This is a genomic window from Mesorhizobium sp. M0152 (genome assembly GCF_040322415.1).
GTDB lineage: Bacteria > Pseudomonadota > Alphaproteobacteria > Rhizobiales > Rhizobiaceae > Mesorhizobium.
On the sequence record NZ_JAMYTH010000021.1, the window covers coordinates 80356 to 94830 of the forward strand.

Genomic DNA, 14475 nt, shown 5'->3' on the forward strand with positions numbered 1-14475 from the left:
TGCCTATCCTATGGTTCTTTCCAGCATGGCCAGCCAATTGCGGTAAGCGATCTTCTCGATCAGCGCCCGCCCGAAGCCGCGCGCGGCGAGCGCATCGATGAGCTTCGGCAGGCCGGCGACGTCGCCGATGGTGGCCGGGATCATGGCCCCGTCGAAATCGGAGCCGAGACCGACGCCGTCCTCACCCAAAGCCTGCAGCAGGGAATCGACGTGGCGCACCAGGATGTCGAGGCCGGTGTCGGCATTCATCCTTCCGTCCTCGCGCAGGAAGCCGGTGGCGAAGTTCAGCCCGACCATGCCGCCGGTTTCGCGGATCGCGCCGAGCTGCCAGTCGGTGAGGTTGCGCGAATGGCCGCAGAGCGCATGCACGTTGGAATGGGTGGCGACCAGCGGCGCATCGCTGAGCGCGGCGACATCGCGAAAGCCCTTCTCGTTGAGATGCGAGAGGTCGATCATGATCTTCAGCTCGTTGCAGGCCTTGACCAGCGCCTTGCCGGCATCGGTCAGCCCGGGTCCGGTATCGGGCGAGGACGGGAAGCGGAATGGCACGCCATGGCCAAAAGCGTTCGGCCGGCTCCAGACGATACCGAGCGAGCGCAGGCCCGCGGCGTGCAGCACATCGAGCATGGCGAGTTCGGGATCGATCGCCTCGACGCCTTCGATATGGAACACCGCCGCGATCGACCCTTGCGCCATGGCATTGCGGATATCGGCGGCACAGCGGCAGATGGTGAGCGCGCCGGCCCGTTCCAGCCGAAACAGGATCGATGCCATGGCGATCGTCGAGTTGAGCGCATCGTTGCGCGGAACTTCCGGTGGCAGCGGTTCGCTGTCGCTCGGCGCCGAGGGAACGGCGATCCGCCTGGTTTTCTCGACCGGGGGTGGAAAGATCGCGAACATGCCTCCCGCGAATCCACCTGCCTTGGCGCGCGGCAGATCGATATGGCCGCCCGCCTTGCCGTCGGTGAACAGCTTTTCGACATCCGTGTCCTTGGACTGATAGAGCCTGAGCAGCGTGTCGTTATGGCCGTCGAAGACGGGAACCAGGTCGGGTGCGGTCATTGGGGGATCATTCGATTGGTTTGTCGGCGCGGCGGGCTGCGATGTATCATACCTACTTAGGCAAGATGCGCCACAAGGGCAAACTGCAAAGCCGTCCCGTTGAATGGCAGTGGTCTGTCGTCATTTTTCGGATCGAATAGACGCCGACCGTTCCTGGAGCGGTTCACCGGTTCACGGAAACGCCGAACCGCTCTATCTCGTCGTCTTAACGCAAATTCCCAGGGAAAGCGCTACGCGCTTTTCCCGGGAAAACCGTTTCACACGTTTCGTGGAATTGCTCTACCGCTTCAACACGTCGGCCCATTCCGGGTGGCGGCGGAACTGAGAGTTGGCGAACGGGCAGAGCGGGATGATTTTCTTGCCCGCCGCACGCGCATCCTCGACGGCGCGGGTGACGAGCCGAAGCCCGGCACCCTGGCCGCGAAACGCGTCCGGCACTTCGGTGTGGTCGATGATGATCTGGTGCTCGCCGATTTTGGTGAAGGTCATCTCGGCCTCGGCGCCACCGGGCCCGCGCAGGACATAGCGACCCTTGGACCCGCGATCCTCCAGTTCGACCCCGGGCAGTTGATCGGACATCGCTACACTCCTTGGCTGACACCGGCCAAGAGCCGCCGTGCCGCTTCGATTTCGTTCGGCCGCACCTCGTGCCCGCCATCGTGCCATTCCACTGTGACATCGGCGCCGTCGGCACGCAAATAGGCTTCGAGCCGACTGGTCAGGTTCGGCGGACATATCGGATCGCGCTTTCCGGCGGTCACCAGGATGTGACGGCCGGCAAGGCTGCCCTCGACCTTTGGTTCGAACGGGATCAGCGGATGCATCAGCACCGCGGCGTCGAGCAGCGATGGTGCCGCGAACACCACCGAAGCCAGGATGTTGGCGCCATTGGAGTAGCCGAGGCCGAACACGGCCGATGGCCTTGCCGCATCGACATGAGCTTTGACGAAGCCTGCCATCTTGTCCGTCGCCCGCGCCAGATCGTCCATATCGTAGACGCCTTCGCCCGTGCGCCGGAAGAAGCGCGCAGCACCTTGTTCGGAAACATCGCCGCGCGGCGAGATGATGGTGGCCTGGGGCGCGAGATCGCGCCCCAGCGACAGGAGCTGGCTCTCATCGGCTCCCGTACCATGGAAGACGAACAGCAGCGGCCCGCCAGGCGAACCGGGCAGCACCTTATGGATATAGGCGTCCTTGCTCATGGCCTCAGCCTTCCAGCTTCTGCAGATGCTGTTCGAGATAGGGTCTGAGATGCTGATGCTGCGTCGGCAGCTTCAGCGCCTCGCCGAGATGTGCGGTATCCTCGTCGCGGTCGAAACCCGGCTCGTTGGTGGCGACTTCGAACAGCACGCCACCCGGCGTGCGGAAATAGATCGCCCAGAAATAGTCTCGGTCTATCACCGGTGTGACACCGTAGCCGGTGTCGATCAACGCCTTGCGCACTTCGAGCTGTTTGGCGCGGTTCTCGACGGCGAAGGCGACATGGTGGACGGAACCGGCGCCGAGATCGGCGAAGGCAGCACCGGGCTGCGATTCGATATCGACGACATCGGCGCCGTTGCCGTTCTTCACCGCCAGCCGCCTGACATTGCCGGATCTATCGACTTCCTCGTAACCCATGAATTTCAGCAGCTCCTCGGTGGCGCCGCCATCCTTCAGTCTGAGCGAAACCGAGTGAAAACCGCGGATCGCCTCGTCGGTCGGAATGCCGCCTTTCGCCCATGGCGCTCTGCCGTCGGCCTTGTCCTCGACCAGGGCGAAGCCATCCCCATCCGGTCCGGCAAAAGCCAGGCGCTTTTCGCCGAATACCTCTTCACGCGACAGGCCGGAGACGCCCTCATCGGCAAAACGCTTTTCCCAATAGGCGAGCGTGCCCTCCGGCACGGAATAGACCGTGGTGCCGACTTCGCCGACGCCGTGGCGGCCTTTGCCGATATCGGGAAACGGAAAATAGGTCATCACCGAACCCGGCGTGCCGGCCTCGTCGCCATAATAGAGGTGATAGACGTCGGGCGCGTCGAAATTGACTGTCTTCTTGACCCGGCGCAGGCCGAGCTTGTGCGTGAAGAAATCATTGTTCTGGCGGGCATCCCTGGCCATCGAGGTAACGTGATGCAGGCCCTTGATCTGGTCGAGCATTTCCTTGCTCCTTCCTTTGATGCTTGTGCGGCCTTCGCCGCTGTCCACGCCAATATGAGGCCCCGGCCGTTTGCGGCAAAGGCGGCAAACACAGGATGGACTGTGCTGCAAAAGTGAACAACGACAAGATTGTCGTTCACCAATTGGCTAAAATGGAAGCCTTGCGTCATTACCGGAAATCGGTTCCATGAGCGGCGCTCGAACATGTCGGAATAAAGGTACAGCAAGTGACTGGAAAAGGCAGGCGTCCGAACGTTCTCCTGATCACATGCGACCAGTGGCGCGGTGATTGCCTGTCGGCCGCCGGCCATCCGGTTGTGAAGACGCCGAATGCCGATGCGCTGGCCGCCGAGGGTGTGCTGTTCAAGCGGCACTATGGGGGCGCGACACCTTGTTCGCCGGCGCGCGCCTGCCTCTACACCGGCCTCTATCAGATGAACAACCGCGTCTGCCGCAATGGCACGCCGCTGGACGCCCGTCACGGCAATATCGCGCTGCATGCGCGCGCCATGGGATATGATCCGACGCTGTTCGGCTACACCGACGTGTCGCTCGATCCACGCTTGCTGGCGCCGGGCGACCCGCGGTTGCGAAGCTATGAGGGCGTTCTGCCCGGGTTCACCGTGCGCCAGTTGCTGCCCGAGCATCAAAAGCAATGGCTGTCCTGGCTGAAGCAGCGCGGCGTCGACACCAGCGCAGGGTCTCCCGAGATCCACCGCCCGGTGAAAGAAGGCGAGGCTGGCGCTGTCAGCAACGCCCCGCCCGTTTATTCGAAGGACGAAACTCCGGCTGCCTTCCTGGCCGGCGAATTCACGCGCTGGCTCGACGAGCAGGAGCAGGCCACGCCCTGGTTTGCGCATCTTTCCTTCATCAGCCCGCATCCTCCCTTCGTCGTGCCGGAGCCATACAACACGCTCTATGATCCGGCCGACGGCCCAGCCTTCCGGCGTGCGGCAAGCTGGCAGGCCGAAGCAGAGAGCCATCCCTACCTCGCTTATGATATCGGTACGCAGAAAAGGGCCAAGTTCCGTCCCGGCACCAGCGGCATGGTGCACGACTGGAGCGACGACGATTTCCGCCGCATCCGCGCGATCTACTACGGCATGATCTCGGAGATGGACGCGCAACTCGGCCGCATCTGGCAAGCCGTCAAGGCCGCGGGCGCATGGGACGACACTATCGTCGTGCTGACCTCAGACCACGCCGAAATGATGGGCGATCATTTCATGCTGGGCAAGGGCGGCTACTTCGACGGCAGCTACCATATTCCGCTGGTCATTCGCGATCCCCGTCAGCGCAAGGCGGCAGGCGGCAGTGTCGATCGCTTCACCGAGGCAGTGGACATCTTGCCGACGCTTCTCGACCTGCTCCACGAAGACCCGGCCCAGCACCTCGACGGTCAATCGCTGAAGCCGTTCCTGAGCGGCCGGAATCCTGCTGTCTGGCGTGATGCCGCGCATTGGGAATTCGATTTCCGCTCGGTCGCCGAAGGCGAGGCCGAACGGCATTTCGGCATCGCCTCGCGCCAGTGCAATCTCGCCGTCCTCCGCACCGAAAAATTCAAATATGTGCATTTCGGCGGCGGGCTGCCGCCGCTGCTGTTCGACCTGGAAGACGATCCGGACGAGTTGAACAACCGCGCCGCTGACCCTGCCTACCTGTCCGTTCGGCTGGAGTTCGCCGAAAGGCTGCTCGCCTGGCGGGCCGAACATCTCGACCAGTCGCTGGCACTGGCAGAACTGACGGACCATGGCGTCGCCGGCTATGTCAGCAAGAGAATAGGGCAGTAGGAAGTATCCTACTGCCCTACTGCCCTACTGCCTCAGCTATCTCACAACCATCCGCTGCTGGTCGCGCCGCTGGGCATAGCTGGCTTTGTCGTAGGCGGTTTGAGCCTCAAGCTGCTCCTTGGTGAAGGTCGTGTACAGGTACTTCTTGCCGTTTTTGTCGGTCATGAATTTAAGGTTGTCCAGACCGACCGCGACCTCCTTCTCGCCGATGCCGAGGAAGCCGCCAACATCGACGATCACCGCGTCGGGCTTGTTGTCGGGCGTCAGCACGACGTCGCCGATCTCCCCGACCACTGCGTCATTGGCGCCGTAGACGGTCGTGCCCTTCAGGTCGTCGCCGCGGATCTCGCCAATCGGCATTTCGGTCAGCGTCGACTTGTCGATCGCCGCCGTCTTAGTCGGGTCTGGCGCCGTGGCATTGGGCGCGGTAGCCGCAGGTGCCTCTGCCGTCTTGTTCGCCGGAGCGGCGGCAGGCGCCGTGGTGACGGTCGGTTCAGTTGCTGCCGGCCCATTGGATGCGGTCGTTGCCGGAGCCGGATCATAGGCCTTGCGGTTGAAGTCCGGTTGCGCCAGCAGCTCTTCCTTGGTCGTCTGGGCTACCAGCCAGCGGGCGCCGTTCTTTTCCGCCCACTGGGCCTTGCTGAAGTCGTAGGTGACATTCTTGGCGCCAATGCCAAGGAAACCGCCAACCCCGATAACCAGCGACTGTGCTTTGCCTTCCTTCGACAGCACGATGTCGTTGACGTCGCCGATGTTCTGCGCATCGTCGCCGGTCCCGTTGTAGACGGTCTCACCGACGATGTTGGTGGCCAGATTGCCGTCCGCACGGTTCATCGGTTGCGCCGGCTGAGCATTCATGTCGGCAGGCGCCTGCGCAGTGTTGGTCGGCGCGGTAGCCGACGGAGCCTGTGCGGTCGTCGAGGCGGCCGGTGCCGGGGCCGGTCCGTAAGGTTTGCTGTCGAACGCCGGCTGCGCCGTCAGCTGGTCCTTGGTTGTCTGGGCAACCAGCCAGCGATCACCGTTCTTCTCGGCCCATTGCAGCTTGGCGTAGTCGAAGGCGACACTCTTGGCTCCGACGCCAAGAAAGCCCCCGACATCGATGACGACTGATTTCGCCTGGCCGTCCTTGTCGAAGACGACGTCGCTGACCTTGCCGATGTTCTCGGCATTGTCACCGGTGCCGTTGTAAACCGTTTCACCAATGATATTGGTGACAATGCTGCCTTCGGCGCGCAGCACCTGTTCCTGGGCGGCGGGCGGTCTGGCAGGTGTCGGGGTTGTCGTGTTCTGCGCATACGCGCCGGTCGCAAGCAGCAACGCCAGCGCGGTCGTGGTTGCAAGATTGCGGATCATGATAGCGTCTCCTCGTCCGTAATTTCATCACGCCGCGTCCGTTTGAACCATGAGCGCCATGAGAGGGCCGGACGCGGCATTCGCTTGATCACAACGTCGTGACAACGCTGTTGTTCCGACGAAAGCCGCCACAGCGTTTGTGCGGGACGGCATTGGCAGACACCGCCGCGAGCAAGTTATGCGGTGACCTCCGGAACTTTTTGCCGCTTGTGCCGTTTCGGCCGATGGTTGGATTGCGTCCAGCCGAGGGTTTCGCAGGAACACGGAGCAGGCATGCGGTTTGCGGCGGTGCTGAACCGGGATGGTGGCACCTTGCGCACCACCGATCTCCAGGCTCTTCGCGATCGCATGCGCCGGGCGCTGGAGACGGCCGGTCATTCTATCGACATCGAGGTTGTTGCCGGCATGGACATCGTACCGGCGCTGGACGGCGTGGTCTCACGGCGCGGCGTCGACGTGGTGCTGGCCGGCGGCGGCGACGGGACGATTTCAGCCGCGGCGGCGCGACTGATGGGCAAGAAAAAGGCGCTGGCCATCTTGCCCGCGGGTACCATGAACCTTTTCGCAAGAGGGCTCGGCATTCCGCAGACGCTCGATGCCGCCCTGCAATCCTTTGCCGACGGCGAGGTGATCGCGGTCGACATCGCTACCGCCAATGGCCGGCCTTTCGTGCATCAATTCTCTATCGGCATGCACGCGAAGATGGTGCAGCTGCGCCAAAAGATGGAATTCGGCTCGCGTCTCGGAAAAATCAACGCCTCGGTCAAGGCGGCATGGGCAACGATCAACAACCCCCCGGCGATAGATGTCACGCTCGGCATCGGCGAAGCCGAGCTGGCGGTGCGCATAACCGGCATCGGCATCACCAACAATCTGTTCGGCGAAGGCCACTTGCCTTATGCGGACAACCCGGCAGGCGGCGTATTGGGCGTCTATGTGACGGTGGCGCGGCAGCGTGCCGAACTGATCAAGTTCTTCTTCAACATGGCGCGCGGCAAATGGCGCGACAACGAGCATGTCGAGATCCATCAGGCTCACCGAACGGTTCTGAAAATCCATTCCGGCGCCAGAAAATTCCGCTCCGTCATGGCCGTGATGGACGGCGAACTGGTCAAGCTTGACCGTGAGACGACGATCGAAATTCAGCCTGGCGCATTGAATGTCCTGGTGCCTGCGCGTGCTGCCCAACCGAAGGCCGCGTGATGCGGTGTGCGGCGACAGCGACCCAGGCTTTAGCCGCTTGGGGCCTGCCCGCTGATGGGCGGCTCGGGAACATGTTGCTCGTCGCTGGCCGGCGTCTTGATCAACACGCCGTAGATCTCGGCGACGCCCCAGGCGGCGAAGACCAGGAGCAATGCGGCAATCAAGATACGCAACCCGCGCCAGCCCCGCCGCCCTTGACGCGCTTTGTTTTCGGGAATGGTCTTGGGCATGGTCGGACCTTGTCTCGTTTCGCGCCAACCGGCGCGCTCGGCAGAACATGGTCGGGTAACGGTTCCTCGCTAGGATGGTTCCGGAAAGCCGGCCGGTCGAATGGTGAGGCGGCGAGGACCGGGGCGAGGCATTGGGGACCTGGGTGAAAAGCAAGGCTCAAACAGGGGTGGGTCTGCCGACCGAGATTATGCGCGCGGTCTGCGCCGAGGACCGGCTGGCGGTGCTGCACGGGCTGGATGTGCTGGACACCGCGGCCGACCCGGATTTCGACCGCCTGAGCGACCTCGCCGCCGCAGTGATGCGGGCGCCGATAGCCCTGGTCACGCTTGTCGACGCCGGGCGGCAGTGGTTCAAATCCAGTGTTGGCCTGGACGAGACCGATACCGTGATCGATATCTCCTTCTGCGCCCACGCCATTGCCGCGGGCGACGAGCCGATGGTGGTGACCGATGCCATGGCGGATGCGCGTTTCAAAGCCAATCCGCTGGTGACCGGCAAGCATCACATCCGCTTCTATGCCGGCGCGCCAGTGGTTGTGGCGGGCGCCCGGATCGGCACGCTGTGCGTACTCGACCGCAGGCCGCATCCCTTTCCGTCCCGTGCCAAGCTCGATCAATTGAAGGCACTGGCTGGCCTCGTCGGCAGCCTGTTTACCTTGAAGGACGCAACCCGCAGCGGCGCCATCGCCGAGGCAGCGCTGGCGCGCGAGGAGAAACGGCGTGCCATTGCCCTCGATGCGGCTTCCCTCGCCAGCTGGGCATGGGATACCCGCACCGACATCATCCAATGCGATACCCGGCTGTCGGAACTGTTCAACCTGTCGCGGTCGAACCGCCTGCGAGCACGCGATATTCTCACCGCCATCGATCCGCGTGACGTCTATCAGACCGAAACGCGTTTTCGCGAGGCCTTGACCGGCAGCGACGACTATTTCGGTGAATTCCGGGTGAAAGGCTTCCATCCGCCACGTTGGGTGGCCACGCGCGGCCGCGTCATCGAGCGCGACGGCGACGGCAAGCCGATGCTGATTTTCGGCGTCAGTTATGACATGACCGAGCGCAAACTCGGCGACGAGCGGCAACGTTTGTTGCTGCGCGAGCTCAACCACCGCGTCAAGAACACGCTGGCGACCGTCCAGGCGCTGGCGACGCAGACGGTGCGTCACGCCCGCCAGCCTAGCGAGTTCCTCAGAGCTTTCGGCGCCCGGCTTCAGGCCCTGGGCATCGCACACAACCTCCTGTCGGACCGCGAGTGGCGCGGCATCAGCATTCGTGAGTTGGTGCAGATCGAGGTAAAGCCCTTCGACACGGCCGACCAGCCGCGCATGACGATCTCCGGTGACGACCTGCTGCTCTCGCCCGATCAGACCGTCGGGCTTGCCCTGATCCTGCACGAACTGGCCAGCAACGCGCTGCAATATGGATCGATGTCGGTTGCGTCCGGCAAGGTTGACCTTGGCTGGAGGACGCAAGGCAGGAAAGGCGACCGGCGCCTGGTGCTGACCTGGCGGGAAAGCGGCGGCCCGGAGGTTGCCCCGCCGGAGCGCCACGGTTTTGGTTCGATCCTCATCCGGCGCAGCCTGGCCAAGGTCATTTCAAGCGAAGTGACGCATGACTTCCGCAGGGAAGGCGTGTTTGCCGAAATATCGATGCCGCTGGAATATCAGTCGAAGTGAGGGCCGGTGGTGCTATTTCCCCTCCCCGGCATCCGGATCGTCGGCTCCGGGCTTCACGTTTTCACGATAGATCGCATAGGCCGCGAGTGCCACGGCCGGGCCCAGAACGACACCGAGGCCACTCTTTCCCTTGAGCAGGGCCGGCAGCAGGGCGAGTGCGGCTGTGATGCCGATCGTCTTCATGTCGGCGCTGCGCCGCCTTGCCTCGCGGCGGGCACGGGCGCCCGACATCAATCGATGGATCAGAAGAATGAGACCGGCGAGCACCAGAAAGCCGAAGCCGAAGCCGAGTGCCGTCGCCAATGATCCATAGTTTGCCGCCGTCCAGATATAGGCCGCCCCGACCAGGAAGCCGAGACCGCAGAACGCCGCCAGTCCGGCAAGCGCATAGACAATAGCCGCCATGCGCGCGCGGCGCATAGCGGCCAGCGTTTCACCCGTGGCGAAACCCGAGATCAGGGATGCCAGCAGTCCCATCTGGATGGGAACTAGCGGCGCGCGAGCAGCGCGAAGAGGAAACCGACGCCGGCCGCTATCGCCAGCGACGTCACCGGCTTTTCGCGCACGCTTGCCATCACCTGCTCCTCGATGTCCCTGGCGTTGCCGCGCAAGGTGTCAAAGGCAGCTTCGCCCTGCGCGCGCAACTGCTCGACACCCTCGGCCGCCGCGCCGCGCGCAGTGCCGTAACCGTGCTCGCCGGTCTTGGCCAACTGCTTGGTGAGCTTGTCGATATCGGCTTTCAACTGCCTGATGTCGGCTTCGAGTTCCGAATTCGTCCGGCCATCGCTTGCGGTCTTCCCAGCGGCAGTCGCCATTGCTTAACTCCTTGTGATTGCTCGATTTCAAACGCGCCGTATGGCTCAAGGTTCCGACATCGGGACAAACTATCCCAAAACGTCTCCGCGCGCACGCGATCCGCCGACTCATGGTAACAGGCGTCTCAAGCGCCTTGCTAGGGATCGAGGCGTCGGCCCATGTCTTTTTTAAATGACAAGACGCCAAATTGCGATCATGACTCCATTGTTCAAGGAGCGATTGCTTGTGGCCCATTTGCTTGACGGATTGCGCATTCTTGTCTTGGAGGACGAATTCCTCATTGCCATGGATGTGGAGCAGCTCTGCCGCGACCACGGTGCCGGCGAAGTGGTGATTGCTCGCGACCTGGCCGAGATCGATGACCGAAAGGTCGTGACGCAGTTCGATGCGGCGGTTGTCGATCTCATGCTGGGCGGCGTGTCGACGCTCGGATTCGCCGCGGGCCTGCGAGAGGCCGGCATGCCTTTCGTATTTGCCTCGGGCTATTCGGATGCCGAGGAAATAAAGGTGTCGTTTCCGGGAGTGAGGCTGGTCGCCAAGCCCTATTCGGGCGAAGACCTGGTGGAAGCGGTCGCGCTGGCCTGCGGGCGGGCATGATCGGATCGAGATGCACCGGCGCAGCGCTGGCTCACGGTTTGCGGATTGCGCGTCAGTGCGCCGCTGTTCCCGTGACCTGAGCCGAGATCGCGTCGGGACCATATTCGTCTTCGCCGGAGATTTTCAGGATCTCCTGCAGGCGCGTACGGGCCCGGCTGACGCGGCTCTTGATCGTTCCAACCGCGCAGCCGCAGATCTCGGCGGCCTCCTCATAGGAGAAACCCGATGCACCGATGAGGATGATGGCCTCGCGCTGGTCCTCCGGCAGTTGTTCGAGAGCGCCCCGAAAATCCTTGAGATCGAGCTGGCCGTGCTGGGCCGGATGCACGGCAAGCCTGGCCGTCATGATACCGTCGCTGTCTTGCACCTCGCGACCGCGCTTGCGCATCTGGGAATAGAATTCATTGCGCAGGATGGTGAAAAGCCATGCCTTGAGATTGGTGCCGGGCTGGAAGCTCTCGTGCTTGTCCCAGGCCTTGACCAGCGTTTCCTGAACGAGGTCGTCGGCCTTGTCGGCATTCTGCGTCAGCGACACCGCAAAGGCGCGCAGGCTCGGGATTGCCCCAAGCAGATCGGTCTTGAAGCCTTGGGAGACGGCTGCCATGCCTCAGTCCTTCTTCTGTGCAGGTTCGGCCTTTTCCAGCTGGCTGAGCAACTGGGAAAAGCGATCCGGCACATCGTCGGAGACCAGCTCGTCGTAATATTGTTTGAGTTTGCGTCCGATTTCGGAGTTTGGCCCCAGCGGGTCGCCAGCGCCGTTCCGGCGCCTGCCCGTGGCGCCAGTCAAGATGTCTTTCGTCATATTCTTCATTTCGCCCTTGTATTCCCAGCACCCAAGCCGCTCATAGTAACTCAAGACAAGACAAGCGGCACCCTCGTCTGGTTGCCCATCCGGGCGAGAAACGTCGTTCCCGCCCATTCGTTCCATTTGGGTGGAACTTTTTCGGACAACCTGCGTTGTTGAAAGCGGGCTTGCAATCAGCTTGATCTATGCAATCACGTCATCTGAGGGAGACGTCCATCATGAGCTTATCCGCCACCATCGCCCCGCACCTGCCGTTCCTGCGCCGCTTCTCGCGCGCGGTGTCGGGGTCGCAGGAGAGTGGCGACGCGCTGGTCGCCGCGATGCTCGAGGCCATTATCGCCGATGTCGAGATCTTCCCCGAGGCATCGAGCGATCGCATCGCCTTGTACAAGGTTTTCGCCAAGCTCTTCACCTCGGTCGCCATCCGCGTTCCGCAGGAGCAGCCGCAATCGGCATGGGAACAGCGCACAGCCGCCAATCTCAATGCGATCGCGCCCCGGCCCCGCCAGGCCTTCCTGCTGGTTGCCGTCGAAGGTTTCAGCGAGGACGAGGCGGCCGAGATCCTCGATGTCGGCGACCAGGAATTCTCCGAACTGCTTGCCCAGGCGAGCAATGAGATTTCCCGCCAGGTGGCGACCGACGTATTGATCATCGAGGACGAACCGCTGATCGCCATGGACATAGAGGAGATGGTCGAGAGCCTCGGCCATCGTGTCGTCGGAACGGCGCGCACCCATGCCGAAGCAGTGACGATATTCGGCAGGACGCGGCCCAAGATGGTGCTGGCCGACATCCAGCTCGCCGATGGCAGTTCGGGTATCGAGGCGGTGAACGAGATTCTCTCGTCGACGTCGGTACCGGTGATCTTCATCACCGCATTTCCCGAGCGCCTGCTGACCGGAGAGCGTCCCGAACCGGCTTTCCTTGTGACCAAGCCGTTCAATCCCGACATGGTCAAGGCGCTGATCAGCCAGGCGCTGTTCTTCGATCGGCAGGCGAAAGCCGCCGCATAGCCGCTGGCCTTGCCCTGACGCGGCGCCGCGCGCGCCTCTTCTCGAGAACGAATGAGAGCGCACCGAAACGCAAGCGCCGGCTCGGTGGACGGGTATAATCTTTTCTCGACATGGACGGCCTTCAGGGATCGTCTTTTTCGGCGAATAGTGGAACAAACCGCATCTGTCGACGTTTTTATCGCACCATTCGAAGGAGATGCATCATGCTTTACTGGGCGCTCGTATTTCTCGTCGTGGCAATCATCGCCGGCGCGCTTGGTTTCGGCGGCATCGCCGGCACATCGGCTGGCATAGCACAGATATTGTTCTTCATCTTTCTCGCGTTCCTGATCATTTCGCTTCTTGCTGGCCTGTTCAGACGGGCGTGAGAGGCGGTCGATTTCGAGCGAACACTGGAAACCGCACCCCTCAAACGGTTTCCAGCCACCGCCGGACCGTTTCCCGAAAAGGACATCGTCCGGCGGACCGCTTTTAGGGCCAGCCAACATCGGGCGATCGCCCGCGCTCCGCGCCGATGATATTGGGTCCCAAGGCAAGGGGGCCGGGCGGCAGTCGTGTCTTGGAACCCATTTGGTCGTAGGTCGTTCAGCCTGTGTTGGGCGGACAGATCGAATGATGCGTTCCAGGGCCGGTGACATCCAGAACAACCGACAGGGCGATGAAGTCATCGCCTTGCATCCGGCCGAAAGCGGCATGCAGCTGGGCCGGGCTCTTCTTCATGCTTTGCACAATGCCGGCATCTCCGTCCTCTATCAGGATCGCGAGTTGAAGACCGTATGGGCGCGCAACATGCGTGCGCCCTGGACCTCCGACGAGGCCGACAGCAACGGCATTCTGCCGACGGCACAGGCCGATCGCATCAGCGCCGCCAAACGCGAGGTGATCGCGACCGGCAGTCCGGAGCACCTGGAGATCAACATCCCGGTCGAGGACGGCGTCCGCTGGTTTCAGGTATGGGTCGATGCCGACCGTGGCGACAGCGGCGACGTGCAAGGCGTCGTCACCACCATGGTCGAGACGACCGAGCAGAAACGCCGCGAACAGACGCTGACGACATTGTTGCGCGAGGTCAGCCACCGCTCCAAGAATCTCCTGGCGATCATCCAAAGCATCGCCTCTCAGACCGGGCGCTATTCCGATGGGATCAGCGACTTCCTGATGCGTTTTCGTGGCCGCCTGCAGTCGCTGGCGTCATCACAGGATCTGGTCACATCCTCCAATTGGCGTGGCGCGGCGCTTCGAGAGCTTGTGACCAGCCAACTCGGCCGCTACGGCGCGAACACCTCGCACAACCTCCGTTTTCGGGGGGCAAATCCCTATCTTAATCCCAACGCCGCGCTGCATATCGGCCTGGCCATGCACGAGCTGGCTGTCAACTCCGTCAGCTACGGCGCCCTATCGCAACCGGACGGCTTCGTCGAAGTAACCGCCGATCTGAATACCGCCGCCGGTGCGCTGTCGCTGACATGGGCCGAGACCATAGGAGACTACGGCGGTCACGCCAGCCAGAAGCGCTTCGGCAGCGTCGCGCTGGAGCGGGTGGTGCCCGTGTCGCTGAACGGAACGGCGAAGCTTGACATCGCTGACGGCCACCTCGAATACCACCTCGTCGTTCCGCACGGAAATTTCGAGACGGAATGAACGATCGGCCACGATCCCCGGCTCTTAACCGGCCGTTCACCATGAAGGCGGATGTGCCTTCCCAGATACCGCCGAAACCCGAATGGGCATCGACCATACCGCGAGCCGTTTCGCGGCATGATGTGGGGAGGAGCGCCCCCAAAAAGGCCA

17 protein-coding genes are annotated in these 14475 nt (G+C 62.7%); 7 read left to right on the forward strand and 10 right to left on the reverse strand.

Annotated features, from left to right (window positions below; genetic code table 11):
* Positions 1-3 precede the first annotated feature (3 nt).
* The 4 genes from NKJ26_RS20845 to NKJ26_RS20860 all read right to left on the reverse strand — a co-directional run bounded on the left by NKJ26_RS20845 (position 4) and on the right by NKJ26_RS20860 (position 3201).
* Positions 4-1062, reverse strand: coding sequence for a dipeptidase (locus tag NKJ26_RS20845; protein WP_352696813.1), 1059 nt, complete (start codon positions 1060-1062; stop codon positions 4-6).
* A 279-nt stretch (positions 1063-1341) separates the two neighbouring features.
* Positions 1342-1641 (reverse strand): GNAT family N-acetyltransferase, encoded by a 300-nt coding sequence (locus tag NKJ26_RS20850; protein ID WP_027023432.1) that lies wholly within the window; start codon positions 1639-1641, stop codon positions 1342-1344.
* A gap of 2 nt (positions 1642-1643) precedes the next feature.
* A complete protein-coding gene (locus tag NKJ26_RS20855) occupies positions 1644-2264 on the reverse strand; it encodes an alpha/beta hydrolase (RefSeq protein ID WP_352696814.1) in 621 nt (206 codons plus the stop codon).
* Between the two features lie 4 nt (positions 2265-2268).
* Positions 2269-3201 (reverse strand): VOC family protein, encoded by a 933-nt coding sequence (locus NKJ26_RS20860; RefSeq protein WP_352607150.1) that lies wholly within the window; start codon positions 3199-3201, stop codon positions 2269-2271.
* Between the two features lie 227 nt (positions 3202-3428).
* Between NKJ26_RS20860 and NKJ26_RS20865 the strand changes: the two genes are divergently transcribed.
* Complete coding sequence (locus NKJ26_RS20865) at positions 3429-4991, forward strand: alkaline phosphatase family protein (protein ID WP_352607152.1); 1563 nt, start codon at positions 3429-3431, stop codon at positions 4989-4991.
* 36 nt (positions 4992-5027) lie between these two features.
* On the opposite strand, the gene NKJ26_RS20870 is transcribed toward NKJ26_RS20865, so the two are convergent.
* Positions 5028-6344, reverse strand: coding sequence for a PRC-barrel domain-containing protein (locus NKJ26_RS20870; RefSeq protein WP_352696816.1), 1317 nt, complete (start codon positions 6342-6344; stop codon positions 5028-5030).
* A 273-nt stretch (positions 6345-6617) separates the two neighbouring features.
* Here NKJ26_RS20870 and NKJ26_RS20875 point away from each other — a divergent pair, with 273 nt between their 5' ends.
* On the forward strand, positions 6618-7547 hold the full coding sequence (locus NKJ26_RS20875) for a diacylglycerol/lipid kinase family protein (protein ID WP_352607156.1): 930 nt from the start codon (positions 6618-6620) through the stop codon (positions 7545-7547).
* A gap of 29 nt (positions 7548-7576) precedes the next feature.
* On the opposite strand, the gene NKJ26_RS20880 is transcribed toward NKJ26_RS20875, so the two are convergent.
* Positions 7577-7777, reverse strand: coding sequence for a hypothetical protein (locus NKJ26_RS20880; protein ID WP_352607158.1), 201 nt, complete (start codon positions 7775-7777; stop codon positions 7577-7579).
* A 188-nt stretch (positions 7778-7965) separates the two neighbouring features.
* On the opposite strand from NKJ26_RS20880, the gene NKJ26_RS20885 reads away from it, so the two are divergent.
* Complete coding sequence (locus NKJ26_RS20885) at positions 7966-9453, forward strand: sensor histidine kinase (RefSeq protein ID WP_352696841.1); 1488 nt, start codon at positions 7966-7968, stop codon at positions 9451-9453.
* Positions 9454-9465: 12 nt separating this feature from the next.
* Here the strand turns inward: NKJ26_RS20885 and NKJ26_RS20890 are convergent, their stop codons facing one another.
* Both NKJ26_RS20890 and NKJ26_RS20895 read right to left on the reverse strand, forming a co-directional pair.
* Positions 9466-9930, reverse strand: coding sequence for a hypothetical protein (locus NKJ26_RS20890; protein ID WP_352696818.1), 465 nt, complete (start codon positions 9928-9930; stop codon positions 9466-9468).
* Between the two features lie 11 nt (positions 9931-9941).
* Positions 9942-10268, reverse strand: a complete 327-nt coding sequence (locus tag NKJ26_RS20895; protein WP_352696819.1) for an ElaB/YgaM/YqjD family protein — start codon at positions 10266-10268, stop codon at positions 9942-9944.
* A 226-nt stretch (positions 10269-10494) separates the two neighbouring features.
* On the opposite strand from NKJ26_RS20895, the gene NKJ26_RS20900 reads away from it, so the two are divergent.
* Positions 10495-10866, forward strand: coding sequence for a response regulator (locus NKJ26_RS20900; RefSeq protein ID WP_027023441.1), 372 nt, complete (start codon positions 10495-10497; stop codon positions 10864-10866).
* A 52-nt stretch (positions 10867-10918) separates the two neighbouring features.
* Here NKJ26_RS20900 and NKJ26_RS20905 read toward each other — a convergent pair whose 3' ends face one another.
* Entirely contained in the window at positions 10919-11470 is a 552-nt protein-coding gene (locus tag NKJ26_RS20905) for an RNA polymerase sigma factor (protein WP_010911883.1), read from the reverse strand.
* Positions 11471-11473: 3 nt separating this feature from the next.
* The gene (locus NKJ26_RS20910) at positions 11474-11677 is read right to left on the reverse strand and encodes a NepR family anti-sigma factor (RefSeq protein WP_352696843.1); all 204 of its coding nucleotides are present in this window, start codon (positions 11675-11677) and stop codon (positions 11474-11476) included.
* Between the two features lie 212 nt (positions 11678-11889).
* Between NKJ26_RS20910 and NKJ26_RS20915 the strand changes: the two genes are divergently transcribed.
* The 3 genes from NKJ26_RS20915 to NKJ26_RS20925 all read left to right on the forward strand — a co-directional run bounded on the left by NKJ26_RS20915 (position 11890) and on the right by NKJ26_RS20925 (position 14325).
* On the forward strand, positions 11890-12684 hold the full coding sequence (locus NKJ26_RS20915) for a response regulator (protein WP_352607163.1): 795 nt from the start codon (positions 11890-11892) through the stop codon (positions 12682-12684).
* Between the two features lie 203 nt (positions 12685-12887).
* Positions 12888-13052 (forward strand): DUF1328 domain-containing protein, encoded by a 165-nt coding sequence (locus NKJ26_RS20920; RefSeq protein ID WP_006203859.1) that lies wholly within the window; start codon positions 12888-12890, stop codon positions 13050-13052.
* 247 nt (positions 13053-13299) lie between these two features.
* Positions 13300-14325, forward strand: coding sequence for a sensor histidine kinase (locus tag NKJ26_RS20925; RefSeq protein WP_352607169.1), 1026 nt, complete (start codon positions 13300-13302; stop codon positions 14323-14325).
* Positions 14326-14475: the final 150 nt, after the last annotated feature.